Genomic DNA, 24,751 nt, shown 5'->3' with positions numbered 1-24,751 from the left:
TAGCCTCTCCAGATTGTGACTGCCCCTCAATCCTCAGGAGCCGCCGGCCGTACCCGGGTCGCCGTCGTTTACGGCGGACGCAGTTCGGAGCACGCCATCTCCTGTGTTTCGGCCGGGAGCATCCTGCGCAACCTGGATCCGGCCCGCTACGAGGTCGTCGCCGTCGGCATCACCCCGGAGGGTTCCTGGGTGCTGGGAGAGGGTCGTCCGGAGACCCTCGCCATCACCGACGGACAGCTGCCGGGCGTCACCGAGGCGTCCGGCACCGCGCTGACGCTGGCCGCCGATCCGAACCGCCGCGGTGAACTGCTGTCGCTGCAGGACGGCGTCGCGCAGGTGCTGACGGCCGTCGACGTCGTCTTCCCCGTGCTGCATGGCCCCTACGGCGAGGACGGCACCATCCAGGGCCTGCTGGAACTGGCCGGGGTGCCGTACGTCGGCGCGGGCGTGCTGGCCAGCGCGGCCGGGATGGACAAGGAATTCACCAAGAAGCTGCTGGCTGCCGATGGCCTGCCGATCGGCGACCAGGTGGTGCTGCGGCCGCGTGATGTGACGCTGAGCCTCGACGACCGGGAGCGCCTGGGACTGCCGGTGTTCGTCAAGCCCGCCCGCGGCGGATCGTCCATCGGCGTCAGCCGGGTTGCCGCGTGGGACGAACTGGACCAGGCCATCGCCTATGCGCGCCAACATGATCCGAAGGTGATCGTCGAAGCCGCGATGCCGGGCCGCGAAGTGGAATGCGGGGTGCTGGAGTACCCGGACGGCCGTGTCGCGGCCAGTGAGCTGGGCGAGATTCGCGTGGGTGGCGGGTTCTACGACTTCGCCACCAAGTACCTCGAGGACGCCGCCGAACTCGACGTGCCCGCCAAGGTCGACGACGAAACCGCCGACGAGATCAGGCAATTGGCCATCCGCGCGTTCAAGGCATTGGACTGCCAGGGCCTGGCCCGCGTCGACTTCTTCCTGACCGAGAACGGGCCGGTGATCAACGAGATCAACACCATGCCCGGCTTCACCACCATCTCGATGTACCCGCAGATGTGGGCGGCCAGCGGCGTCGACTACGCCACGCTGCTCAGCGTCATGGTGGACACCGCGATCCGGCGGGGGACCGGCCTGCGCTAACGGGCCGGTGCCGGATCCAGCGGCCGGGCCGGCATCACCTTTTCGATGAGCTCGGAGACGGTCTGGATCGGCGTCGGACCGGAGCCCTGCGGCAGCGTCAGCGCGACGTAGGTGGCCGGCGTGCCGTGGTCGACGGCGTACCAGGTGCTGGCACTCGGTCCGCTGGCCTCGAACCACGACACCGCATTCACCATCTGCAGCGGCGCGCCGACCACGAAATCGTCGGGCCGCTCGACACCGCAGCGCAGCACCACGGTGTCGATGCCGGTCGGGCCCAGCCAGGCGGCGGCCCCGGGCGGGGCGGGGTCGGCGAGCGTCGCCCGCCGGAAGTCGCCCATGGTGTCCGGCAGTGTCGCGAGGAGCGCCCGGCACTGGTCGCTGTCGGCCTGCGGTGCCGGGGCACCGGCGAGCGGGAGCGCGACGGGCTTGTCGGCAGGGGCCTGCCGCAGCGCGGCATACGCGAGCACACCGACGAGCGCGGCGACCGCCACGACGACGGCCGCGATGAGGGCGCCGCGGGGCGGGCCATCCGGATCGTCGGGTTCGGTCATGACGGCCACTCTAGAGCGCCCGTCGCCCGGGGCGGCCGACGGCGGTGAGCCTGCATAGACTCCACGACCATGACCAGCGCGGAATCCGGGGAGACCCTGGCGGGGCTCGGCGAGTTCGCGGTGATCGGCCGGATAACCGCCCGGCGCACCCAGCCCGCCGAGGTCGTCGTCGGCCCGGGTGACGATGCCGCGCTGCTGACGGTCCCCGACGGCCGGATCGTGGTGTCCACCGACATGCTGGTCGAGGGCCGGCATTTCCGGCTGGACTGGTCCACGCCGCATGATGTGGGGCGCAAGGCAATTGCGCAGAATGCCGCCGACATCGAAGCCATGGGCGGCCGGGCGTACGCGTTCGTCGTCGGTTTCGGGGCGCCGGTCGATACCGAGGTTGCGGACGCCCAACGCCTGTCCGACGGATTATGGTCGGAGGCAACGAAATTCGGTGCCGGCATCGTCGGCGGCGACCTGGTGGCCGCGCCGCAGTGGGTGATCTCGGTGACGGTTCTGGGCGATCTGGGCGGCCGCTCGCCCGTCCTGCTGTCCGGTGCGCAACCGGGCGACACCGTCGCGGTGGTCGGTGAGCTCGGCTGGTCGGGTGCCGGATACACCTTGTGGCAGGCCGGTATTCACGAGTTCGACGAGCTGCGCCGACGGCATCTGGTGCCGCAGGTGCATTACGGAGCGGGCGCGGCCGCCGCAGCGGCCGGCGCGACGGCGCTGACGGACGTGTCCGACGGCCTGGTCGCCGACCTCGGCCACATCGCGGCGGCTTCCGGTGTGGCGATCGACCTGTCGATGGCGGCGCTCGCGGCCGACGTGGCGACGTTGACGCCGGCGGCCGCGATGGTGGGTGGCGATGCCCGCGACTGGGTGCTCGGCGGCGGCGAGGACCACGTGCTGGTCGGCACCTTCGGGGGCGCGCTGCCCGCGGGCTGGCGGGCGATCGGGACGGTCGGGCCCGGGGAGCCGCGCGTGACGGTCGACGGCGCGTCGTGGCATGGAGCCGCCGGCTGGGAATCGTTCGGTCAGTAAGGTACTGGCGTGACTGCCCGACCCCTGCGCGAACTGATCGACCCCGGCTGGGCCGCGGCCCTGGAACCCGTCGCCCCGCAAATCGCCGCGATGGGTGAATTCCTGCGCGCCGAGAACGCGGCGGGCCACGGCTATCTGCCGGCGGGGGAGAATGTGTTGCGCGCCTTCACCTTCCCCTTCGACGAGGTGCGGGTGCTGATCGTCGGCCAGGACCCCTATCCGACCCCCGGGCATGCCGTCGGGCTGAGTTTCTCTGTGGCGCCCGACGTGCGGCCGCTGCCGCGCAGCCTGTCCAACATCTTCACCGAGTACACCGCCGACCTGGGTTACGAGCCGCCCAGTTGCGGTGACCTGAGCCCGTGGTCGAAGCAGGGCGTCATGATGCTGAACAGGGTGCTGACGGTCCGGCCGGGCAATCCCGCGTCGCACCGCGGGAAAGGCTGGGAGGCCGTCACCGAGTGCGCGATCAACGCCCTGATCGCGCGGCCGCAGCCGCTCGTGGCGGTGTTGTGGGGCCGGGACGCGCAGACCCTCAAGCCCATGCTCACCGGCGAACGCTGCGCGAGCATCGAATCGGTGCACCCGTCGCCGCTGTCGGCGTCGCGCGGGTTCTTCGGGTCCCGGCCGTTCAGCCGGGCCAACGAGCTGCTGACGCGCCTCGGCGCAGAACCCATCGACTGGCGCCTGCCTTAACCCATTTCCCGCGAGCGGCCGTGTCTGCACGGCGACACGCCGATTTTGGTGTGCACGATGCGGCCGCTCGTGGCTGGTGAGCGGCCGCGAACCGTCCGAAGACACACGAAAGCGCTGCACGGGTTTCGTGCAGCGCCCTGGTGTGAAGCTTTCAGTTGTCAGGCGGGATCAAGCCGCCCGGCGGTAGCCGAAACTAGCCGCGGGTGACCTTGCCGGCCTTGAGGCAGGAGGTGCAGGCGTTGACGCGCTTGCGGTTGCCGCCCGGACGATCCACGGCACGCACGGTCTGGATGTTCGGATCCCAGCGGCGGTTGGTCCGACGGTGGGAGTGCGAGACGGACATGCCGAAGCCCGGTCCCTTTCCGCAGATGTCGCACACGGCGGCCATGAAGAACTCCTCGAAAATCAGTACTTGGGGTCTGAGTCCGACGGCCACAGGGTTGTGCGGCGCGAACAGACAACCTGACCAGGATACCGGGCGGCCCGACGATCACCAAAATGGGTCTGGTGGCCGGTGTTCCACGGGAGCTGGTCAGGAGATTTGTCGGGGCCAGTGGCTAGGCTGGCGGGGCGCCGAGGGGCACCCGGCGGGCGACTGGAGAATCGGGGTGAACCCGGGCGGACGCGATGGAGGTCACATGTCAGCTGGCGTGGGTCGCACACCCCGTCCGCTGGATGGGATCGCCTTACGCGACTGGGCTCACACCGCGGTCCTGCACCTCATCGCCCATACCGACGAGATCAACCGGCTGAACGTCTACCCCGTCGCGGATTCCGACACCGGCACCAACATGTTGTTCACCATGCGTGCCGCCGCCGCGCAGGCCGACGAGGCCGTGAACGCGGCGGGCAACGACGTGGTGGCCGTCTCGGCCGCATTGTCGGCCGGGGCGCTGCACGGCGCCCGCGGCAACTCGGGCGTCATCCTGTCCCAGATTCTCCGCGGCGTGGCGGACGTGGTGGCCGAGGCCGCGTTGCAACGTGGTGAGGACCGGGAGTGCGGCGAGATCACGGCGCCGGAATTCACCGCGGCCCTGCACCACGCCCAGGTATTGGCCGTCGCCTCGGTCGGGCAGACCGTGCCGGGCACCATCGTGTCGGTGCTGCAGGCGGCCGCGCTGGAAGCCGAGAGCCTGGACGGCGTGACCGACCTCGCGACCATGGCGGCCGCCGTCTCGGACGCCGCCGCGGTGGCGCTCGAGCGCACCCCCGATCAGCTCGATGTGCTCGCCGAAGCGGGCGTCGTCGACGCCGGTGGGCGCGGTCTGCTGGTCCTGCTCGATGCCCTGACCGCGACGCTGTCCGGCAGCTCGACGCCCCGGCCCCAGTACCAGCCGGGCCACTCGCGGGCAGCGCACGGCGACGGCCACCACGATCACGACCATCATGACCACCACGAAATCAACGGCGCGCCACCACAATTCGAGGTGATGTACCTGCTGGGTGACTGCGACCCGGACAACGTCGAGGTGTTGCGGGCCCGGCTGGTGCGGCTCGGTGAATCCGTTGCCATCGCCACCGCCGTCGCCGGCGGCCAATACAGCGTGCACGTACACGCCGACGACGCCGGCGCCGCGATCGAGGCCGCTCTCGATCTGGGCGCTGTCAGCAGGATTCAGGTCACCGCGCTGCTCGGCGCCGCCGGGGCCCGGCCGTCGGGCGGCTGGAGCCGCGACCGCGCCGTGCTGGCGATCGTCGACGGCGACGGCGCGGGGGAGTTGTTCGGCGGCGAGGGTGCGCACGTGCTGCGGCCCGACGGCGGACCGGTCAGCGCGCAGCAGTTCCTCGCCGGGCTGGTCGGCACGGGTGCCGCGCAGATCATGGTGCTGCCCAACGGTTTTCTGGCCGCCGAGGAATTGGTGGCCGGTTGCGCCACGGCGATCAGCTGGGGCATGGACGTCGTGCCGGTACCGGCCGGATCCATGGTGCAGGGACTGGCCGCGCTGGCCGTGCACGACCCCACCCGGCAGGCCGTCGACGACGGTTACAACATGGCGCGCGCCGCGGCGGGTGCCCGGCACGGCTCGGTCCGGATCGCCACCGAGGCGGCGCTGACCTGGGCCGGCCGGTGCCGGCCGGGCGACGGACTGGGCATCGCCGGTGACGAGGTGCTGATCGTCGGGCACGACCTGGTCAGTGCCGCCAGCGGGCTCATCGACCTGCTGCTGTCGTCGGGCGGAGAACTGGTCACGGTGCTGACCGGCGCCGGCGTCGACGCCGAGGTGGGCGTCGCGCTGGCCGAGCATGTGCGCCAGGAGCACCTGGCGGCCGAGTTGGTGACCTATCACACCGGTCACCGCGGCGATGCGCTTCTGATAGGGGTGGAGTAGCGGTGGTCGCGCTGACCGACTCACTGGTGCACGTACTGGGCGCGAAATCGGCTGCGCCGCTGGAAGAATTCCTCGGTATCCGCACCGTCAACGATCTGTTGCGGCACTACCCGCGCAAGTACAGCCAGGGCATGACGGTGCTCGGCGAGGACACCGAGCTGCCGGAAGAAGGCGACCACGTCACGTTCGTCGACGTCATCACCAAAGCGGAGACGCGCTGGACCAACCGGGCGCCCAAGCGCGAATACCTGGTGGTGACCTTGGGCAACCGCAACCCGAAGGTCACCGCCACCTTCTTCAACGCCAAGTTCCTCAAGAAGTCACTCGTCGAGGGCACCCGGGTGATGCTGTCGGGCGTGGTCGGATTCTACGGGCGCACAATGCAATTGACGCATCCCGCGCACCTCGTGCTGGGTTCCGGCGCGGGCCGCACGTTCGGTTCGCCGGCGCTGAAGAAGATCGCCGACGCCTCCGAGAAGATGCACGGCGAACTCCAGATGTCGGCGTTCGAGCGGGAGTTCTTCCCGATCTACTCGGCGTGCGCGAAGGTGCAGAGCTGGGACATCTACGCGTGCATCCTGCAGGTCCTCGCGGTACTGGATCCGATAGCCGATCCGCTGCCGGAATCCATCCGGGCGCAGCGGGGCCTGATCTCGGAGGACCAGGCGCTGCGTGACATCCACCTCGGCGAGCGCGAAGCCGATCGCGAACAGGCCAGGGAACGGCTGACTTTCGACGAGGCCGCCGGGCTGCAGTGGGCGCTGGCCGCCCGCCGGCACGGCACCCAGTCACAGTCCGGTCCGCCGGCGCCGCCGATCGACACCGGTCTCGCGGCCGCCCTGCGTGACCGGTTGCCGTTCGAATTGACCGCGGGTCAACGTGACGTGCTCGAGGTGCTGTCGGCAGAGTTGTCCGAGTCCCGGCCCATGAATCGGATGCTGCAGGGTGAGGTCGGCTCGGGCAAGACCATCGTCTCGCTGATCGCCATGCTGCAGATGGTCGACGCCGGATACCAGTGCGCGCTGCTCGCGCCGACGGAAGTGCTTGCCGTGCAACACGCGCGGTCGGTTCGCGACGTGCTGGGGCCGCTCGCCATGGCGGGCCAGCTCGGTGCCCCCGACGATGCGACCTCGGTGGCGCTGCTGACCGGGTCCATGAGCGCGCAGCAGAAGCGCCAGGTACGCGAGGAAGTATCGAGCGGACGGGCCGGCATCGTCATCGGCACCCACGCCCTGCTGCAGGACGCCGTGGAATTCGACCGGCTCGGCATGGTCGTGGTCGACGAGCAGCACCGGTTCGGGGTGGAGCAGCGAGATCGGTTGCGTGCCAAGGCCCCTGACGGTCTGACGCCACACCTGCTGGTCATGACCGCCACCCCGATCCCGCGCACCGTGGCGCTGACGGTGTACGGGGACCTGGAGACCTCCACCATGCGGGAGCTGCCGCGCGGCCGGCAGCCGATCGACACCAAGACCATCTTCGTCACGCAGAAACCGGCGTGGCTCGACCGGGCGTGGGCCCGCATCCGTGAAGAGGTCGCGGCGGGACGGCAGGCCTACGTGGTGGCCTCCCGGATCGACGAGAACGACAAGACGGGCGACGAGAAGAATCAGGCCGGACCGCCGCCGGTGACGGTCGTCGAGCTGTACAGCAAGCTGCGGGCCGGGCCGCTGAAGGACCTCAAGCTGGGGCTCATGCACGGCCGGCTGCCCGGTGACGAGAAGGACGCCATCATGTCGGCCTTCCGCGCCGGACAGATCGACGTGCTGGTGTGCACCACCGTCATCGAGGTCGGCGTCGACGTGCCCAACTCGACGGTCATGGTCGTGATGGACGCGGACCGCTTCGGCATCAGCCAGCTGCACCAGCTGCGCGGCCGCATCGGCCGCGGCTCGCACGCCAGCTTGTGCCTGCTCGCGACGAAGCTGCCGCCGGGATCGAAAGCCGGTGCCCGGCTGGAGGCGGTGGCCGGCACCCTCGATGGCTTCGAACTGGCCGATCTCGACCTGCAGGAGCGCCGCGAAGGCGACGTCCTCGGTCTCAACCAATCCGGACGGGCCGGGCATCTGCGGTTCCTGTCGCTGGCCGATCACCAGGAAGTCATCGAGTCGGCCCGTGCCTTCTGTCAGGCGGCCTACGCGCAGAATCCAGATGATCCGGGCATGTCCGCACTCGCCGCCCAATTCGTCGACACCGATCGCGTCGAGTACCTGGACAAGGCGTGAAGCGCCTGCTGTGGTTGGTGGCGGCTGTGGTGCTGGCGGTGGTGGTGGCCATCCAGGTCGGCACGGCCGACGAACCGGCGGCGGTCGCCGATGGTGTCGACGGCGCCGTCGTCCCGACCATCGCTCCCGGTACCGACATCCTGGCGGGCCTGGCCGTCATCCCGCGGCGGGTGCGTGACCCGAACTACCGGCGCGCGGCGTTCGGCGAGTCCTGGACCGACGACAATTCGGCGCCCGAGGGCCACAACGGCTGCGACACCCGCAACGACATCCTGAACCGGGATCTCACCGACAAGACCATCGTGTCGATCAAGCGCTGCCCGCAGGCGGTGAAGACCGGCGTCCTCCGCGACCCCTACACCAACGACACCATCGCATTCACCCGCGGCAACCAGATCGGCGCTGCGGTGCAGATCGACCACATCGTGCCGCTCGCGCTGGCCTGGGACCTCGGCGCCAGGGACTGGAATGACGAACTCCGGCTGCGGTTCGCCAACGATCCGGCGAATCTGCTCGCGGTCTCGGGAAAAGCGAACCAGGACAAGGGCGACAAGCAGCCCTCGGACTGGATGCCGCCGAACCACGGCTTCTGGTGCCAGTACGCCGTGCAGTACATCGCGGTGCTGCGTGGCTATGGGCTGCCCGTGGACGCGCCGTCGGTGCCCGTCCTGCGCGATGCCGCGGCCACCTGTCCGGTGAACTAGGTCGGCTGGTTCCAGTACATCGCCGAGATTCCGCGATTTTGTTGCCGGCATGAGCGATTCCGCACAAAAAAGAGCAGGGAATCGTTTGCTGGCATTCCTGAGATCGGTGGAACCGCTAATTTCGAGCCGAAGCGGTGGAAATTGCGCAGATATTGGTTGCCGAGCTACCACGTCTCGGCAACCAATATCTGCTCATACGACCACGGCGAAATGACCGATGGCGGGGCGACTGAATTTCGGGTCGAAATGCCGTCAATTCAGCAATCGGTCAACAATTCGCCGCAGCCTGATGCCAAATTCGCTCCTGTCTGTTGCGGTATCCGTCAGCGGCGTCCGAAAATGCCGCCGATCGTCTTCAGGGTGCCGTTGAGTGCGCCGGCGACGGTCTTGGTGGTGCCATCGAGTGCGCCTGCGGCCGTCTTGGTGGTGTTGTGCAGTCCGCCCGCGACGGTCTTGGTGGTGCCGTCGAGGTCGGCGGCGACGGTGTGGGTGGTGCCGTTGAGGTCAGCGGCCAGCGTCTTGGTGGTGCCGTGGAGCGCACCGGCCACTGTCTTCACCGTGCCGTCGAGTGCGCCCGCGATGCCGCCCACCGGGCTGCCCGCGGCTGCCGCCCTCGCGCTGGAGGTGGGTGCGTTGCTGTGGCCTGCCACACCGGTGGTGGAGGTGTCGGCCTGTGCCGTGCCCGCTCCGAATGTGAATAGCAATGCGCCCATGCCAATTGTTGCCGCACCCAATAGCAAGCGCTGGGAGAAGCGACCAATTGTCGGAGCCGTTAATTGCGAAGTGCTCTTGAATGAATGAACCATTTCTCGAACCCCCTGCTCGATGATGTCTGGTTGCGCCGGAATAAATGGACGCAATATCAAATTAACGCACCAGCGGTAATAGTGGGATAGTTAACACGAATCAATTGCTGCGAGTTTTTCCACAATCGGCACACGTGACCCACAGGGCACATCTGTGACAGGGCAGCCCAGGCGCCCGTCGCCACTACCCAAAATCGTTCGCGCCAAACACAAATGGTCGTCCTCCCCGATGGGAGAACGACCACTTGTGTCGGTATCGGTTGATGAACCGCCGGTGCCTCAGATGCCGGTGTAGGTGGCCGGGTCCGGGCGGTAGCGGGTGCCGTCGTCCAACCCGTTCAGGGCGTCCATGTGCTCGCCGGCCAGCTCGAAGCCGAACACGTCGAGGTTCTCGGCGATGCGCTCCGGCGACGACGAGCGGGGGATGACCGAGTTGCCGAGCTGCAGGCTCCACCGGATCAGCACCTGGGCCGGGGTCTTGCCGTACTCGGCGGCGACGGACTGCACGGTCGGGTGGGTCAGCAGGTTGCCGACGCCCAGCGGGCTATAGGCCTGCGTGACGATGCCGCGCTCGGCGTGCACCGCGCGCAGCGCCGACTGGTTGAGCAGGGGGTGCAGCTCGATCTGGTTGACCACCGGGCTGACGTAGCTCAGGTCGATGATGGTCGACAGGTCCTCGTCCGAGAAGTTGCAGACGCCGATGGACTTCGCGGTGCCGTCGTTGTGCAGCTTGATCAGGGCGCCCCAGCTGTCCACGTACTTGCTGATGTCGCCGGCCGGCCAGTGGATCATGTACAGGTCCACGTACTCCAGGCCCAGCTTCTCCAGGCTGACCTTGAAGGCGTCCTGACCGGCCTGGAAACCCTGGTCGGCGTTGGCCAGCTTGGTCGTCACGAAGATCTCGGCGCGCGGGATGCCCGACGACGCGATGGCCCGCCCGACGGCTTCCTCGTTGCCGTAGACGGCGGCGGTGTCGATCAGGCGGATGCCCATCTCGAGCGCGGCCGAGACGGCGCGCTCGGTGTCGGCGTCCGACAGCTCGCCGACACCGAGACCGAGCGCCGGGATCGTGTTGTCGTCGTGGAGCGCCACATTGGGAATCTCTGCGGAGGCCATGTCACCTACCCTGTGAAGTTGAATGTTCGTGGATCCGGGCCCAGGCGGGTGCCGTTGTCGAGGGTCGCGATGGACGCGATGTCCGCTTCGCTCAGCTCGAAATCAAACACGTCGAAATTGCTCGCAATCCGGTCTGGGTTCACCGATTTCGGGATGACGATATTACCCAGCTGTATATGCCACCTAATCAGCACCTGTGCTGGCGTTTTTCCGTGTCGCTCCGCGATGGTGGTGACGATCGGGTCCGCGAGCAGGGAACCCTGGCCCAGCGGGCTCCAGGCCTCGGTGGCGATGCCGTAGCGGGCGTGTGTTTCCCGCAGCTCGGCCTGCGGCAGCCGCGGATGCAGCTCGATCTGGTTCACCGCGGGCACGATCCCGGTGGCATCGATGAGCAGTTTGAGGTGCTCGGGCTCGAAGTTGCTGACGCCGATCGCGCGGATCCGGCCCTGGTCACGCAGGTGGGCGAAAGCCTTGAACGTGTCGATGAACAGGTTCTGGGCGGGCGTCGGCCAGTGGATCAGGTACAGGTCGAGGTAATCGAGCCCCAACCGCGCCATGCTGGCGTCGAACGCGGTGAGGGTCTTCTCATAACCCTGGTCGGAGTTCCACAGCTTGGTGACGATGAAGACGTCCTCGCGCGGAATGCCGGAGGCGGCGACGGCCCGGCCGACGCCGTCCTCGTTGCCGTAGGCCGCGGCGGTGTCGATATGGCGATATCCGGCGTGCAATGCTGCACTGACGGCGCGTTCGGTGTCCTCGGCCGGTGTCTGCCACACCCCGAGACCCACCACGGGAATGGACGTACCGTCGTTGAGCGTCAGTGTTGGACTCGGAGCACCTGAAGGATCAGCCATGACAATGAGCATGCCAGGCGACGCTGAGCTGTCGGCAGCGACAACCGACGCCGAACTGGTCGTCCGGCCCGAGCATCCGGTCGGACGGCCCAACCGCCTGCGCCTCGCGGTCCTGACCCGGGCCGGCGGCATCGCCCTGCGTGTCCTCCCCAAGATTCCCGACCGGCTGAAGCGCGTGCTGCTCGGCGGGCGTCGCGTCACGATCGACGGCAACACCCTGGACACCACCCTGCAGCTGATGCTGGCGGCGCAGAACGCCACCGGCGCCGGGGGCCTGGTCGTGAGCAGCGACATCAACGTCTCGCGCACTCAGCTGCTGGCGTTGTCGCAGTACCTCGACCCGGCCATCGCTGTGACGACGACCGACTTCACGGTTCCCGGTCCGGTCGAACCCCTGCGCGCCCGCCACTACCGGGCCGACACCACCGGGCCCGCGCCGCTGCTGGTCTTCTTCCACGGCGGCGGATTCGTCGTCGGCGGCATCGAGTCGCATGACGGGCTGTGCCGGCTCATCAGCCGGGACGCTGGCGTGCACGTCGTCTCCGTCGAGTACCGGCTGGCCCCTGAGCACCCGGCTCCGGCCGCCTCCGACGACTGCTACGCCACCTATCTCTGGTGTGTGGAGAACGCGGCGCGGCTGGGCGCCGACCCGGCAAGGATCGCCGTGGGTGGCGACAGTGCCGGCGGCAACCTGGCGGCCGTCGTCTCCCAGCTGGCCCGGAACAACCGCGCGCCGCTGCCTGCCCTGCAGTTGCTGATCTATCCGGTCACGAATTTCGCGGGCGACACCCGGTCGAAGGTGCTGTTCGCCGACGGCTACTTCCTGAGCAAGGTCGACATGGACTGGTTCCGGGCCAACTACCTCGCCGAATCGGCGCTCGATCCGGCGGACCCGCGGGTGTCGCCGCTGCTGGCCGACGATCTGTCGGGTCTGCCGCCCGCGCTCGTGCTCACCGGTGGGTTCGATCCGCTGCGCGACGAAGGCGACGCCTACGCCGCGGCGCTGGCCGCCGCCGGCGTGCCGGTGGACCACCGCAGGTACGGATCCCTGGTCCACGCCTTCGCGAACTTCTTCCCGCTCGGCGGCGACAGCGCGGTCGCGACGGCGGACTTCATCTCCGCGTTCCGGGCACACCTCACCCGCTGAGGTACGGCTCCGGCCGAGTTCGGGGACGGCGTCGGTACCCTTGACGCCGTGCCGTCGAAATCGTCGAAGTCATCGAAGAACGCCAGCTATGACCTGAAGGCTGCGGACCGCAAGCGGGACTGGGTGGTCAAGGGCGGGCTGACCGCGCTTGTCATCATCTTCGCGGTGGTACTGGTGGCGTACATCGTCATGAACGGCAAGCCCAAGGCCGACCCGCACAAGGTGCAGGCGGTCCAGATCGCGGCGAGCAACGTCGTCACCAACCCCGGCACCAAGGACCCGAAGGTCACCCTCGCGATCTACGAGGATTTCCTCTGCCCGGTCTGCGGCGTCTTCGAGAAGACGTACGGCCCGACCATCGCCAAGCTGATCGACAACGGCGACATCGCCGTCGACTACAACATCGTCTCGATCATCGGCCGTGGTGACCCGAAGTCGTACTCGACGCGCGCCGGCGCCATGGCGTACTGCGTCGCCGACGAGGACAAGGCCGCGTTCCGGCGCTTCCACGAAGCGCTGTACAAGAACCAGCCCGAGGAGACCGCGGCGACGTTCCCCGACAACGCCAAGCTGCTCGAGTACGCACGCCAGTCCGGTGTCGCCGTCGGCCCGAACGATCCGGTCAGCAAGTGCGTCGAGAACGGCGTCTACACCGAGATGGTCAACAACATGGCCCGCAACGCCGAGATCCAGGGCACCCCGACCATCAAGATCAACGGCACCGAGACCAGCCTGGTCCCGAACGGCGACCCGAACAGCCTGATCGAGAAGATCAAGGCCGTCGCGCCCGATCTGCCGAACCTGCCCGCCGCACCGGCAGCCCCCGCCGCTCCGGCCCCGGGCGCCCCGGCACCGCAGCCCGCTCCGGCACCGCACCAGTGACCGACGTCGACACGTCGCAGCGGCAGGTGGGGGTGGCGGTCAGCCGCCCCGCCGCCGTCTGGATTCTCCTCGCCGGCATCATCGGCGAGGTCGCCGCGTTCGTGCTGACCGTCGAGAAGGTCCGGCAGCTGCAGAACCCGTCGTACGTCCCGTCGTGCAGCATCAACCCGGTGCTGTCCTGCGGGTCGGTGATGCTGACCAAACAGGCCTCGCTGTTCGGATTCCCGAACCCGCTCCTGGGCATCGCCGCCTTCAGCGTGGTGATCGTGACCGGCGTGCTCGCCGTCGCGGGCGTGCGGCTGCCGCGGTGGTACTGGGCGGGTCTGGCCGGTGGCACGCTGCTGGGTGCGGTGTTCGTGCACTGGCTGATCTACCAGAGCCTGTACGAGATCGGCGCCCTGTGCCCGTACTGCATGGTGGTCTGGGTCGTCACCATGGCGCTGCTGATCGTGGTGGCGTCAATTGCGTTGCGGCCCTTGGCCGCTGGCAACAAAGTGGCGGACACCCTGTACCAGTGGCGGTGGCCGCTGTACGCCGTGTGGATCACCGCGATCGCCCTGCTGATCCTTGATCGATTCTGGAGTTATTGGTCCACGCTGATCTAGTGCTTCAGCTGGCCGTAACCGCTAGGGTCACTGGGTGATTTCCAAACTCCTGGTGGCCAACCGCGGTGAGATCGCGATCCGGGCCTTTCGCGCAGCCAACGAACTGGGTATCGCGACCGTCGCGGTGTACCCGTTCGAAGACCGCAACTCGCTGCATCGGCTCAAGGCTGACGAGTCGTATCAGATCGGGGAGAAAGGCCATCCGGTCCGGGCGTACCTGAACGTCGACGACATCGTCGCCACCGCGTTGGCATGCGGCGCCGACGCGATCTACCCGGGCTACGGCTTCCTGTCGGAGAACCCCGAACTGGCGGCCGCGTGCGCCGCCGCGGGCATCACATTCGTCGGACCCAGCTCCGACATTCTCGAACTGACCGGCAACAAGGCGCGCGCCATCGAATCGGCCCGCGCCGCGGGGCTGCCCGTGCTGGCTTCGTCGGAGCCGTCGTCGTCGGTCGACGACCTCCTCGCCGCCGCCGAGCAGATGCAGTTCCCGTTGTTCGTCAAGGCCGTCGCCGGTGGTGGCGGCCGCGGTATGCGCCGCGTGGCCGACCCGGCCGACCTGCGCGAAGCCATCGAAGCGGCGTCCCGCGAAGCCGATTCGGCGTTCGGTGACCCGACGGTGTTCCTGGAGCAGGCCGTCGTCAACCCGCGGCACATCGAGGTGCAGATCCTCGCCGACACCCACGGCAACGTCATGCACCTGTTCGAGCGCGACTGCAGCGTCCAGCGCCGGCACCAGAAGGTCATCGAGCTGGCGCCCGCGCCGAACCTGGATCCCGAACTGCGGGAGCGCATGTGCAACGACGCCGTGGCCTTCGCGCGGCAGATCGGCTACACGTGCGCCGGCACCGTCGAGTTCCTCGTCGATCAGCGCGGCCAGCACGTGTTCATCGAGATGAACCCGCGCATCCAGGTCGAGCACACCGTCACCGAGGAGATCACCGCGGTCGACCTCGTCGCGTCGCAGTTGTGTATCGCGTCCGGCTCGTCGCTCGAAGAGCTGGGTCTGAGCCAGGAGACCATGCAGGCCCGCGGCGCCGCGCTGCAGTGCCGCATCACCACCGAGGATCCCGCCAACGGCTTCCGGCCCGACACCGGCCGCATCACCGCCTACCGCACCCCGGGTGGCGCCGGCATCCGGCTCGACGGCGGCACCAACCTCGGTGCCGAGGTCTCGGCCCACTTCGACTCCATGCTGGTCAAATTGACCTGCCGCGGAAGGGATTTGACGACGGCCGTGGCGCGCGCCAAGCGGGCCCTGGCCGAGTTCCGCATCCGCGGCGTCTCGACGAACATCCCGTTCCTACAGGCAGTGCTCGACGACCCCGACTTCGTCGCCGGCAAGGTGACGACGTCGTTCATCGACGAGCGTCCGCAGTTGCTGACCGCGCGCAGCAGCGCCGACCGTGGCACCAAGATCCTCAACTACCTCGCCGATGTGACGGTCAACCAGCCGCACGGGCCGCGCCCAGCGGCGGTGTACCCGCGCGACAAGCTGCCCGCCGTCGATCTGAAGGCGGCGCCGCCCGCGGGGTCGAAGCAGCGGCTGGACGAGCTGGGGCCCGAGGGCTTCGCGCGCTGGCTGCGTGACACCCCCGCCGTGGGTGTCACCGACACCACCTTCCGCGACGCGCACCAGTCGCTGCTCGCCACCCGCGTGCGGTCCACGGGTCTGCTGGAGATCGCCCCGTACATCGCCCGGTCGACGCCGCAGCTGCTGTCGGTCGAGTGCTGGGGTGGCGCCACTTACGATGTGGCCCTTCGCTTTCTGAAGGAAGATCCGTGGGAGCGCCTGGCCGCACTGCGTGAGGCGTTGCCCAACATCTGTCTGCAGATGCTGCTGCGCGGCCGCAACACCGTCGGCTACACGCCGTACCCGGAGCTGGTGACATCGGCGTTCGTCGAAGAGGCCACGGCGACCGGCATCGACATCTTCCGGATCTTCGACGCGCTCAACAACGTCTCGTCGATGCGTCCCGCCATCGAGGCGGTGCGCGAAACCGGTTCCGCGGTGGCCGAAGTCGCGATGTCCTACACCGGCGACCTGATGAATCCCGGCGAGACGATCTACACGCTGGACTACTGGCTCAAGCTCGCCGACGAGATCGTCGAAGCCGGTGCGCACGTGCTGGCCATCAAGGACATGGCCGGCCTGCTGCGACCGCCGGCCGCGGCAAAACTGGTGTCGGCGTTGAAGTCTCGCTTCGACCTGCCGGTGCACGTGCACACGCACGACACCCCGGGCGGGCAGCTGGCGACGTACATGGCCGCCTGGCAGGCCGGCGCCGACGCCGTCGACGGTGCCTCGGCGCCGCTGGCCGGGACCACCAGCCAGCCCGCGCTGTCGTCCATCGTCGCGGCGGCCGCGCACACGCAGTACGACACCGGGCTGTCGCTGGAGGCGGTCTGCGACCTCGAGCCGTACTGGGAGGCGCTGCGCCGGGTCTACGCGCCGTTCGAGTCCGGCCTGCCGGCGCCGACCGGCCGCGTCTACACCCACGAAATCCCCGGTGGCCAGCTGAGCAACCTGCGCCAGCAGGCCATCGCGCTGGGCCTGGGGGACCAGTTCGAGGAGATCGAGAACGCCTACGCCGGTGCCGACCGCATCCTCGGCCGCCTGGTGAAGGTGACGCCGTCGAGCAAGGTGGTCGGTGACCTGGCCCTGTCGCTGGTCGGTGCGCACGTCACCGCCGATGACTTCGCGGCCGACCCGTCGCGCTACGACATCCCGGACAGCGTCATCGGATTCCTGCGCGGCGAGCTGGGTGACCCGCCCGGCGGCTGGCCGGAGCCGTTGCGCAGCAAGGCATTGGAGGGCCGCGGCCCGGCCCGGCCCGAGCAGCAGCTGACCGCGGAGGACGAGGCCCAGCTGGCGACCCCCGGCCCTGTGCGCCAGGGTGCCCTGAACCGGCTGCTGTTCCCCGGCCCGACGAAGGAGTTCCTGGCGCACCGCGAGGAGTACGGCGACACCTCGAGGCTGAGTGCCAACCAGTTCTTCTACGGCCTGCGCCGCGGCGAAGAGCACCGCGTGCAGCTGGAGAAGGGCGTCGAGCTGCTCATCGGCCTGGAAGCGGTTTCCGAGCCCGACGAGCGCGGCATGCGTACCGTGTTGTGCCTGATCAACGGGCAGCTGCGGCCCGTGCTGGTGCGTGACCGCGCCATCGCCGCGGACGTGCCGGCTGCCGAGAAGGCCGATCGCACCAACCCGGACCATGTCGCCGCCCCGTTCGCGGGTGTCGTCACGGTCGGCGTCGCGGTCGGTGACCAGGTCGATGCGGGCCAGACCATCGCCACCATCGAGGCCATGAAGATGGAGGCGGCCATCACCGCACCCAAGGCCGGTACCGTCGCGCGGATCGCCGTCACCCCCACCGCGGGCGTGGAAGGTGGCGATCTGCTCGTGGTGATCAGCTGACCCGGATCATCGGCGGCCGCCACGGCGGCCGCCGGATCTCGGTGCCCGCCAAAGGGACTCGACCGACGACGGACCGGGTCCGCGAGTCGCTGTTCAACGTGCTGGCGGCCCGGGTGGACTTCGACGGGGCCCGGGTGCTCGACCTGTACGCCGGATCGGGGGCGCTCGGGCTGGAGGCACTGTCGCGCGGTGCGGCGTCGGCCCTGTTCGTGGAGGCCGACCGGCGCGCCGCGGCGGTGATCTCGCGCAACATCGCCGAACTCGGGGTCGACGGCGCCGTCGTCCGGTGCGGGACGGCGTCCAGCGTGACGGCGACGACGGCGCCGCGGCCGGTGGACCTGGTGTTCGCGGACCCGCCCTACGACGTGCCGGCCGCCGACGTGGAAGCCGTTGTCGGGCAGCTCGTTTCGGGTGGCTGGCTGGCCGAGGGTGCCGTCGCGGTGATCGAGCGCCCGGCGTCCGGCCCAGCGCTCGTCTGGCCGGCCGGCTGGACCGTGCTGAAGGAGCGGCGCTACGGCGACACCCGATTGGAAATGGCGGAGTGGGCCGGCTGACCAGTCGGGCCTGAGGCGCCCGCGCCTTGTACCGTCATGGGCTATGAGTGGTGCGGTCTGCCCGGGATCCTTCGATCCGATAACCCTTGGTCACCTCGATGTCTTCGAGCGGGCGGCGGCCCAGTTCGACGAGGTGGTGGTGGCGGTGCTGGTGAACCCCAACAAGAAGGGCATGTTCACCGCCGAGGAACGCATCGCGATGATCACCGAGGCGACGTCGCACCTGCCGAACCTGCGCGCCGAGGCCGGGTCGGGGCTCGTCGTCGACTTCGCCCGGGCGCGCGGGCTGACGGCCATCGTCAAGGGCCTGCGCACCGGGACCGACTTCGAGTACGAGCTGCAGATGGCGCAGATGAACCGGCACGTCGCCGGCGTCGACACCTTCTTCGTCGCGACCAAGCCGCAGTTCTCGTTCGTGTCGTCGTCGTTGGCCAAGGAGGTGGCGGCCCTCGGCGGCGATGTCACGGACCTGCTGCCTGCGGTGGTGAACAAGCGGCTGCAGGCCAAGCTGGCCGGATAGGTCGCGACACACCGGTCGGCAAAGCCGAGTCACACGAGTAACAACAGGCACACTGGTAACAACCAACTACGCCTGGAGGATGTTGCCGTGTACCGAGTATTTGAGGCGCTGGACGAGCTCGGCGCGATCGTGGAAGAGGCACGCGGAGTGCCGATGACCGCGGGCTGCATGGTGCCGCGGGGCGATGTTCTGGAACTGCTCGACGACATCAAGGACGCGATCCCGGGCGAACTGGACGACGCCCAGGACGTCCTCGACGCGCGCGACGGCATGCTGCGCGAGGCCAAGCAGCATGCCGACTCGATGGTGTCGTCGGCCACGGCCGAGGCGGATTCGCTGGTCAACCACGCCCGTGCCGAAGCGGACCGGCTGCTGGCCGACGCGAAGGCGCAGGCCGACCGGATGGTCTCCGAGGCACGTGCGCACAGCGAGCGCATGGTCGTCGAGGCCCGCGAAGAGGCCAACCGGATCGCCAGCACCGCCAAGCGCGAGTACGAGGCCAGCACCAACCGGGCCAAGGCCGAGGTCGACCGGCTGCTCGAGAGCGGCAACCTGTCCTACGAGAAGGCCGTGCAGGAGGGCATCAAGGAGCAGCAGCGCCTGGTGTCCGAGACCGAGGTGGTTCAGACCGCCCACGCCGAGGCCACCCGCATGATCGATTCCGCGCACGCCGAGGCCGACCGCCTGCGGGGCGAGTGCGACATCTACGTCGACACCAAGCTCGCCGAGTTCGAGGAGCACCTCCAGGGCACCCTGCGCTCGGTCAGCCGGGGCCGGCACCAGCTGCGCACCGCCGCCGGCACGCACGACTACGCCCAGCGCTGAACCGCTTTGCGGGAATGGCGTCCGGTCGACGATCGGCGCCGACGTAGGATTGAGCAATGCCTGGCCCGAGTCCGCTGACCATTGACATTGCCCGATTGGGCCGCCGGCCCGGGTCGATGATCACGCACGTCGAAACCGTGCCCAGTCCCGAGCGGATCGGCTTGGATCTGATGGCGATCGCGCCCGGGGCGCCCATCGAACTCGACCTGCAACTGCAGTCGGTGTCCGAGGGTGTGCTGGTGACGGGATCGGTGTCCGCGCCGACCACCGGCGAGTGCTCGCGGTGCCTCAACCCGCTGTCCGGCCACGTCACCGTCGACCTCACCGAGCTGTTCGCATATCCCGACAGCACGACCGAGGCCACCACCGAGGAAGACGAGGTCGGCCACGTCGTCGACGACGCCGTCGATCTCGAACAGTCGATCATCGACGAGGTCGGGCTGACGCTGCCGTTCTCGCCGTTGTGCACACCGGACTGCCCGGGACTGTGCCCGGATTGCGGCGTGCGCCTGCTCGACGCCGAACCGGGCCATCACCACGACAAGATCGACCCGCGGTGGGCGAAGTTGTCGGCGCTGCTGCCGGAAACCTCCGACGCCGACGGGGCCTCGTCGGAGGACGGTTCGTGACGGTAGATCGTGCGCCGCTGCTGGCAGCGCTGGGCGTGCAGTTGCCCGACGATCTGCTGACCGTGGCGCTCACCCACCGCAGCTATGCGTATGAGAACGGCGGTCTGCCGACCAACGAGCGGCTGGAGTTCCTGGGCGACGCCGTGCTCGGGTTGGTGATCACCGCCGAGATTTTCCGCCGCTACCCGGACCGCAGCGAAGGCGAGCTGGCCAAGCTCAAGTCCGCGGTGGTCAACACCCAGGCGCTGGCCGAGATCGCGCGCAGCCTCACTCCCGACGGGCTGGGCAGCTACCTGCTGCTGGGCCGCGGCGAGATGGCCAGCGGCGGCGCCCAGAAGGCGAACCTACTGGCCGACGGACTCGAATCCCTGCTCGGTGCCACGTATGTCGAGCACGGCCATGAGGTGGCCCAGACCGTGGTGATGGGGCTGTTCAGCGCCGCACTCGACACCGCGGCGAGCCTCGGTGCGGGTCTGGACTGGAAGACCAGCCTGCAGGAGTTGTCCGCGGCCCGCCGGATCGGCGTCCCGTCCTACGTCGTGACGTCCACCGGTCCGGAGCACGACAAGGAGTTCACCGCGCGCGCGGTGGTCGGCGGCGTCGACTACGGCGAAGGCACGGGGCGCACCAAGAAGGAAGCCGAACAGCACGCCGCCGCGGCCGCATACCAGGCGCTGGAGGCCAGTCCCGCGGTCGATCCCGACGCTGACGCCGTCAGCAATGCCTGAGCTGCCCGAGGTCGAGGTCGTCCGCCGCGGCCTCGAAAGACACGTCGTGGCAAAGGGTTTCACCACGGTACGGGTGCTGCACCCGCGCGCGGTGCGACGGCACGACAACGGTCCGGCGGATCTGGCCGGTCGGCTGGCCGGGCGCCGCATCACCGGGACGGGCCGCCGCGGAAAGTACCTGTGGCTGACCCTCGACGGCGACGAGGCGCTGGTGGTGCACCTGGGCATGAGCGGCCAGATGCTGATCGGGCCGCCGGCGCGGCCGTCGCACCTGCGCATCGCGGCAGTGCTCGACGACGGTACCGAGCTGAGTTTCGTCGACCAACGGACGTTCGGTGGCTGGCAGGTGTGTGATCTGGTCGAGGTCGACGGCAGCGTCGTGCCCGTGCCGGTGGCGCACATCGCCCGGGATCCGCTGGATCCCGCATTCGATCCGGACGCCGTGGTGAATGTCCTGCGGCGCAAGGACTCCGAGATCAAGCGCCAGCTGCTGGACCAAACCGTGGTGTCCGGTGTCGGCAACATCTATGCCGACGAATCGCTGTGGCGGGCGCAGGTCAACGGGTTCCGCCCGGCCTCGGCGTTGGCACGCCGCCGGCTCGGGGAGCTCCTCGTCCACGCGGCGGATGTGATGAATTCGGCTCTGGCGCAGGGCGGTACGTCGTTCGACTCGCTGTACGTCAACGTCAATGGCGAGTCCGGCTACTTCGACCGCTCACTGGACGCCTACGGCCAGGAGGGGGAGCCGTGCCGCCGCTGTGGCACGGCGATCCGGCGGGAGAAATTCATGAACCGCTCGTCGTACTACTGCCCGAAATGCCAACCGCGGCCCCGCATCCCGCGCCCGATCTGACGGCCCGGGCTACTTCAGCCCGGGAATGCCCTTGAACTTCGGCGAATCGGTCATGCAGAACTTCCACTCGCCGCCTTCTTTGCGCAGCGGAACGTTCGTGACCCCGGTGGACGAGCTGACGTTCACCGTCGCCCGATCTCCGTTGACGTCGATGTCGGTGATCTCGGCGCGTTTGGTCGAACCGGGGCCGGCGTCGCCGTCGCTGCCCTTGCCGAACTTGCCCGCGATCGAAGGCACCTTGTCGTACAGCTTCACGTCGTTCGCGCAGGAGTGCGCCTTGAAGTCGTCGAAGGTCTCGATCTGCGACGTCATCAGGTCGCGGATCTTCTCCTCGTCCGACGACGACCCGCCGCCGATCGTCACCTCGCTACTGCCGGACGCCGAATCCGAACCGGAGTCGGAGCGCGTGGCCACCGCCGCGAAGACGACCCCGATCACGAGGACGACGGCGAAGATCCCGGCGCCGATGAGCGCCCACTTGCGGGTGTTGTTGGGCGGGGTGGGCGGCGGGAACCCCGGTTGCCCCGGGAACCCCGGCCCCATCGGGTATCCGGGCGGCGGTCCGTAGACCGGTTGACCGTAGGCGGGCTGCCCGTACTGCGGCTGTCCATACGCCGGCTGTCCGTACGCGGGTTGGCCGTACGCGGGTTGGCCGTAGGCCGACTGCCCGTAGGCCGGGGGACCATACGCGGGCTGGCCGTATCCCTCGGTCGGCTGCTGTGGCGGCTGCCAGGGCTGGGCGCCCGGATCAGAGCCGGACGGGGGATAGGTCATGTCTACGCGCTCCCTGTGGACTGTGCTTGGTGTCCAACGTAACACCAGCGCCACTACCCGAAATGCCAACAGCGGCCGGGTAAGTCACAGGTCGGTTACTTCATGCCGGGCAGGTTCTGGAGCTGCTTCAACTGCGGTGAATCGGTGAAGCAGATTTTCCACTCGCCGCTTTCCTTGCGGAAGTAGAGCGTGCCGGAACGCTCCAGGCCGGTGCTCGACGTCGCGGTGACCTCCGCGGTGGCGGTATCCCCGGTCACGTTGACGCTGTCGACGGTCGCCTTGCCCTTGGCGCCCGTCGGATTGGTGCCCGTGCTGTCGGCGATGCCGGGGAACTTGCTGAAGAACTTCTGGTCGTTCTCGCACGAGCGTTCCTTGATCGACGACGGACCCGAGCTCATGAGGCTGCGGATCTGGTCCTCGTCGGAGTTGCCGCCCAGCGCGCTCAGCCCACCTCCGGAATTCGAGACCAGAACCACAGCGAGCACGATGCCGACGACGATGATGGCCGCGAGGCCACCGATCAGCGCCCACTTGGGACCGTTCGATTTGGGTTGCGGCGCCCCAGGGAAACCCGGGCCCATCGGATATCCCGGCGGCTGTCCGTATCCAGGCTGGCCGTAGCCCGGTTGGCCGTACGCGGGCTGACCATATGCGGGTTGTCCATAGGCGGGCTGGGACGGGCCGTATCCCGGCTGGCCGTAGCCGCTCGGCGGGAACCCGGGTGCCGGCTGCTGCGGCTGCTGCCACGGCTGACCGCCTGGCTGCGGCCCGAGCGGGGGATAGGTCATGTCTGGTCGCTCCCTGTGAACTGTGCTTGCCGTCCAAGTTAACACCGCTGGGCCGTCTACCACCGGAAACGCCGGTCAGCCTCGGGCGTTACCTCATCCCGGGCAGCTGCTGAAGTTTCTTCATCTCCGGGGAGTCGGTCAGGCAGTACCTCCACTCGCCGCTTTCCTTGCGGAAATAGATCGTGGTGGTTGCCTCACGTCCGCTTTCCGCACGCGTGGTGACGTTCACGGTGGCACGCTCGCCCGTCACGTCGACACTGTTGACGGTGACCTTGACCTTCGGTCCGACGGGCGCCTTCTTGCCGTCGGAGAGGCCGGGGAACTTGCTGAAGAATTTGTTGTCGGCGTCGCACCGGTGGTCCTTCAACGCCGTCGGATCGCTCATCAGGCTGCGAATCCGGTCCTCGTCGGAGTTACCGCCCAGCGCGCTGAGCCCACCGCCGGAGCCCGAGGTCCACAGCACCACGCCGATCACGATGCCGATGACCGCGAGCAGGGCCAGCCCGCCGAACAGCAGCTTCTTGTTGTTGTTCGGGGGCGGTGCGCCGGGATGGCCGGGTCCCGGCGGAAAGCCCGGCGCCTGGCCGTATCCGGGCCCCATCGGATAGCCGGGTGCCGGTCCGTACCCGGCCGGTTGTCCGTAGCCGGGGGCCTGCCCATACCCGGGCGCCTGCCCGTAGCCGGCCGGCGGATACCCGGGTGCCGGCTGCTGCGGTGGCTGCCACGGCTGGCCGCCCGACTGCGGCCCGAACGGCGGATAGGTCATGTTTGGTCGCTCCTTGTGAACGCCGAATACGGCAGAGAGGCCCGTCGACATCGGACGGGAGCGGCGACAAGCCGCGTCGCCCGATCAGCGGGTGCCGGGCAGATTCTTGAACACGGGATTGTCGGTGGAGCAGAACTTCCACTCGCCGCCTTCTTTGCGCAGGTAGATGGCTACCTGAGACGAGCCCGGCGCCTGGACCGTGGCCCGGTCGCCGGTGACGGTGATGTCGAGGGTCTTCATGCTCTCCGGGTCGCCCGAGACCTTCGGCATCGGCATGCTCCCGAAGGCGCCGCCGCCCGCCTGGCCGAAGAACTTGCGGTCGCCGGCGCACGAGATCGACGCCATGTCGCCGCCACCGAACGAGGCCAGGAACTGGCGAATCTCGTCTTCGTCGGAATTGCCACCAGCGGACGACCCCGGCGCTGTGGCCTCGTCCGTCGAACCTGTGCTGGCCGCCGCACCCTTGCGCTTGCCGGACTGACTGCTCGCGGACGTGGACTGGTCGTTGTCGGAGGAACTGGTCAGCGCGTAGACGCCCACGCCGCCGAGGACCAGAACCAGCACCACCGCGCCGACGATCAGAAGCCACTTGCCCGGACCGCCGGAGTTCGGCGGTGTGGCACCGGGATGGCCGTAGGGCATCGGCTGGCCGGGCATCGGACCGTATCCAGGCGGGCCATAGGCGGGATAGCCAGGAGCAACCGGCTGGCCGACACCGTACGGACCCTGCTGCGGGTACCCGGACGGGCCTGGATATGGGCCCTGCGGTGGGTACGTCATGTGATCTCTCCCCCCGAGAGTTGTGTGGACCCTGACATTACCTGGG

At 68.7% G+C, this 24,751-nt stretch carries 25 protein-coding genes; 16 read left to right on the top strand and 9 right to left on the bottom strand.

Annotated features, from left to right (window positions below):
- Positions 1-15 precede the first annotated feature (15 nt).
- Positions 16-1,125, top strand: a complete 1,110-nt coding sequence (locus tag ACJH7A_RS02185) for a D-alanine--D-alanine ligase family protein (protein ID WP_406801360.1) — start codon at positions 16-18, stop codon at positions 1,123-1,125.
- Here ACJH7A_RS02185 and ACJH7A_RS02180 read toward each other — a convergent pair.
- On the bottom strand, positions 1,122-1,676 hold the full coding sequence (locus ACJH7A_RS02180) for a DUF3515 domain-containing protein (protein ID WP_406801359.1): 555 nt from the start codon (positions 1,674-1,676) through the stop codon (positions 1,122-1,124). The two genes, ACJH7A_RS02185 and ACJH7A_RS02180, sit on opposite strands and share 4 nt — an antisense overlap.
- A gap of 69 nt (positions 1,677-1,745) precedes the next feature.
- On the opposite strand from ACJH7A_RS02180, the gene ACJH7A_RS02175 reads away from it, so the two are divergent.
- Both ACJH7A_RS02175 and ACJH7A_RS02170 read left to right on the top strand, forming a co-directional pair.
- Positions 1,746-2,708: a thiamine-phosphate kinase gene (locus tag ACJH7A_RS02175; protein WP_406801358.1), complete on the top strand. Its 963-nt coding sequence runs from the start codon at positions 1,746-1,748 to the stop codon at positions 2,706-2,708.
- 9 nt (positions 2,709-2,717) lie between these two features.
- Positions 2,718-3,401 (top strand): uracil-DNA glycosylase, encoded by a 684-nt coding sequence (locus tag ACJH7A_RS02170; RefSeq protein WP_212811924.1) that lies wholly within the window; start codon positions 2,718-2,720, stop codon positions 3,399-3,401.
- Positions 3,402-3,594: 193 nt separating this feature from the next.
- Here the strand turns inward: ACJH7A_RS02170 and rpmB are convergent, their stop codons facing one another.
- Complete coding sequence (rpmB, locus tag ACJH7A_RS02165) at positions 3,595-3,789, bottom strand: 50S ribosomal protein L28 (protein WP_029105766.1); 195 nt, start codon at positions 3,787-3,789, stop codon at positions 3,595-3,597.
- Between the two features lie 250 nt (positions 3,790-4,039).
- Between rpmB and ACJH7A_RS02160 the strand changes: the two genes are divergently transcribed.
- From ACJH7A_RS02160 to ACJH7A_RS02150, 3 genes are read left to right on the top strand one after another with little or no spacing between them, the layout of a single operon-like run.
- The gene (locus ACJH7A_RS02160; RefSeq protein ID WP_406801357.1) at positions 4,040-5,731 is read left to right on the top strand and encodes a DAK2 domain-containing protein; all 1,692 of its coding nucleotides are present in this window, start codon (positions 4,040-4,042) and stop codon (positions 5,729-5,731) included.
- A 2-nt stretch (positions 5,732-5,733) separates the two neighbouring features.
- Positions 5,734-7,956, top strand: a complete 2,223-nt coding sequence (gene recG, locus ACJH7A_RS02155) for an ATP-dependent DNA helicase RecG (protein WP_406801356.1) — start codon at positions 5,734-5,736, stop codon at positions 7,954-7,956.
- Positions 7,953-8,660: an HNH endonuclease family protein gene (locus tag ACJH7A_RS02150; protein ID WP_406801355.1), complete on the top strand. Its 708-nt coding sequence runs from the start codon at positions 7,953-7,955 to the stop codon at positions 8,658-8,660. Before recG ends, ACJH7A_RS02150 begins: the two co-directional genes overlap by 4 nt.
- A gap of 323 nt (positions 8,661-8,983) precedes the next feature.
- Here ACJH7A_RS02150 and ACJH7A_RS02145 read toward each other — a convergent pair whose 3' ends face one another.
- The 3 genes from ACJH7A_RS02145 to ACJH7A_RS02135 form a co-directional block, all read right to left on the bottom strand.
- Positions 8,984-9,373, bottom strand: coding sequence for a hypothetical protein (locus tag ACJH7A_RS02145; protein ID WP_212811920.1), 390 nt, complete (start codon positions 9,371-9,373; stop codon positions 8,984-8,986).
- A 372-nt stretch (positions 9,374-9,745) separates the two neighbouring features.
- Positions 9,746-10,582 (bottom strand): aldo/keto reductase, encoded by an 837-nt coding sequence (locus ACJH7A_RS02140; RefSeq protein ID WP_212811919.1) that lies wholly within the window; start codon positions 10,580-10,582, stop codon positions 9,746-9,748.
- Between the two features lie 5 nt (positions 10,583-10,587).
- On the bottom strand, positions 10,588-11,436 hold the full coding sequence (locus tag ACJH7A_RS02135; protein ID WP_212811918.1) for an aldo/keto reductase: 849 nt from the start codon (positions 11,434-11,436) through the stop codon (positions 10,588-10,590).
- Between ACJH7A_RS02135 and ACJH7A_RS02130 the strand changes: the two genes are divergently transcribed.
- The 10 genes from ACJH7A_RS02130 to mutM all read left to right on the top strand — a co-directional run bounded on the left by ACJH7A_RS02130 (position 11,435) and on the right by mutM (position 21,597).
- Positions 11,435-12,583 carry an alpha/beta hydrolase gene (locus ACJH7A_RS02130; RefSeq protein WP_212811917.1) on the top strand — a complete coding sequence of 383 codons (1,149 nt, stop codon included), beginning with the start codon at positions 11,435-11,437 and terminating at the stop codon, positions 12,581-12,583. The genes ACJH7A_RS02135 and ACJH7A_RS02130 overlap by 2 nt on opposite strands.
- Positions 12,584-12,631: 48 nt before the next feature.
- A complete protein-coding gene (locus ACJH7A_RS02125) occupies positions 12,632-13,465 on the top strand; it encodes a thioredoxin domain-containing protein (protein ID WP_212811916.1) in 834 nt (277 codons plus the stop codon).
- Positions 13,462-14,070: a vitamin K epoxide reductase family protein gene (locus ACJH7A_RS02120; protein WP_212811915.1), complete on the top strand. Its 609-nt coding sequence runs from the start codon at positions 13,462-13,464 to the stop codon at positions 14,068-14,070. Before ACJH7A_RS02125 ends, ACJH7A_RS02120 begins: the two co-directional genes overlap by 4 nt.
- 34 nt (positions 14,071-14,104) lie before the next feature.
- The gene (locus ACJH7A_RS02115; protein WP_212811914.1) at positions 14,105-17,488 is read left to right on the top strand and encodes a pyruvate carboxylase; all 3,384 of its coding nucleotides are present in this window, start codon (positions 14,105-14,107) and stop codon (positions 17,486-17,488) included.
- A complete protein-coding gene (gene rsmD, locus ACJH7A_RS02110; protein ID WP_212814854.1) occupies positions 17,485-18,042 on the top strand; it encodes a 16S rRNA (guanine(966)-N(2))-methyltransferase RsmD in 558 nt (185 codons plus the stop codon). The genes ACJH7A_RS02115 and rsmD overlap by 4 nt, the downstream gene beginning before the upstream one ends.
- Positions 18,043-18,085: 43 nt before the next feature.
- Positions 18,086-18,562, top strand: a complete 477-nt coding sequence (gene coaD, locus ACJH7A_RS02105; RefSeq protein WP_212811913.1) for a pantetheine-phosphate adenylyltransferase — start codon at positions 18,086-18,088, stop codon at positions 18,560-18,562.
- A gap of 87 nt (positions 18,563-18,649) precedes the next feature.
- Positions 18,650-19,387: a cell division protein SepIVA gene (sepIVA, locus tag ACJH7A_RS02100; RefSeq protein ID WP_020103794.1), complete on the top strand. Its 738-nt coding sequence runs from the start codon at positions 18,650-18,652 to the stop codon at positions 19,385-19,387.
- A 56-nt stretch (positions 19,388-19,443) separates the two neighbouring features.
- Positions 19,444-20,016, top strand: coding sequence for a YceD family protein (locus ACJH7A_RS02095; protein ID WP_406801354.1), 573 nt, complete (start codon positions 19,444-19,446; stop codon positions 20,014-20,016).
- Positions 20,013-20,744, top strand: coding sequence for a ribonuclease III (gene rnc, locus ACJH7A_RS02090; protein WP_212811911.1), 732 nt, complete (start codon positions 20,013-20,015; stop codon positions 20,742-20,744). The genes ACJH7A_RS02095 and rnc overlap by 4 nt, the downstream gene beginning before the upstream one ends.
- Positions 20,737-21,597 carry a bifunctional DNA-formamidopyrimidine glycosylase/DNA-(apurinic or apyrimidinic site) lyase gene (gene mutM, locus ACJH7A_RS02085; protein WP_212811910.1) on the top strand — a complete coding sequence of 287 codons (861 nt, stop codon included), beginning with the start codon at positions 20,737-20,739 and terminating at the stop codon, positions 21,595-21,597. Before rnc ends, mutM begins: the two co-directional genes overlap by 8 nt.
- Positions 21,598-21,606: 9 nt before the next feature.
- Here the strand turns inward: mutM and ACJH7A_RS02080 are convergent, their stop codons facing one another.
- The 4 genes from ACJH7A_RS02080 to ACJH7A_RS02065 form a co-directional block, all read right to left on the bottom strand.
- On the bottom strand, positions 21,607-22,371 hold the full coding sequence (locus ACJH7A_RS02080; protein ID WP_212811909.1) for a hypothetical protein: 765 nt from the start codon (positions 22,369-22,371) through the stop codon (positions 21,607-21,609).
- Between the two features lie 95 nt (positions 22,372-22,466).
- On the bottom strand, positions 22,467-23,159 hold the full coding sequence (locus tag ACJH7A_RS02075; RefSeq protein WP_212811908.1) for a hypothetical protein: 693 nt from the start codon (positions 23,157-23,159) through the stop codon (positions 22,467-22,469).
- Between the two features lie 88 nt (positions 23,160-23,247).
- Entirely contained in the window at positions 23,248-23,925 is a 678-nt protein-coding gene (locus tag ACJH7A_RS02070) for a DUF4878 domain-containing protein (protein WP_212811907.1), read from the bottom strand.
- 84 nt (positions 23,926-24,009) lie between these two features.
- On the bottom strand, positions 24,010-24,705 hold the full coding sequence (locus ACJH7A_RS02065; protein WP_212811906.1) for a hypothetical protein: 696 nt from the start codon (positions 24,703-24,705) through the stop codon (positions 24,010-24,012).
- Positions 24,706-24,751: the final 46 nt, after the last annotated feature.

Origin of the sequence: Mycobacterium sp. SMC-17 (assembly GCF_045310915.1) — a bacterium.
Lineage (GTDB): Bacteria > Actinomycetota > Actinomycetes > Mycobacteriales > Mycobacteriaceae > Mycobacterium.
Note: the sequence above shows the minus strand (reverse complement) of the source record. Positions and strands in the feature narration are given on the sequence as shown.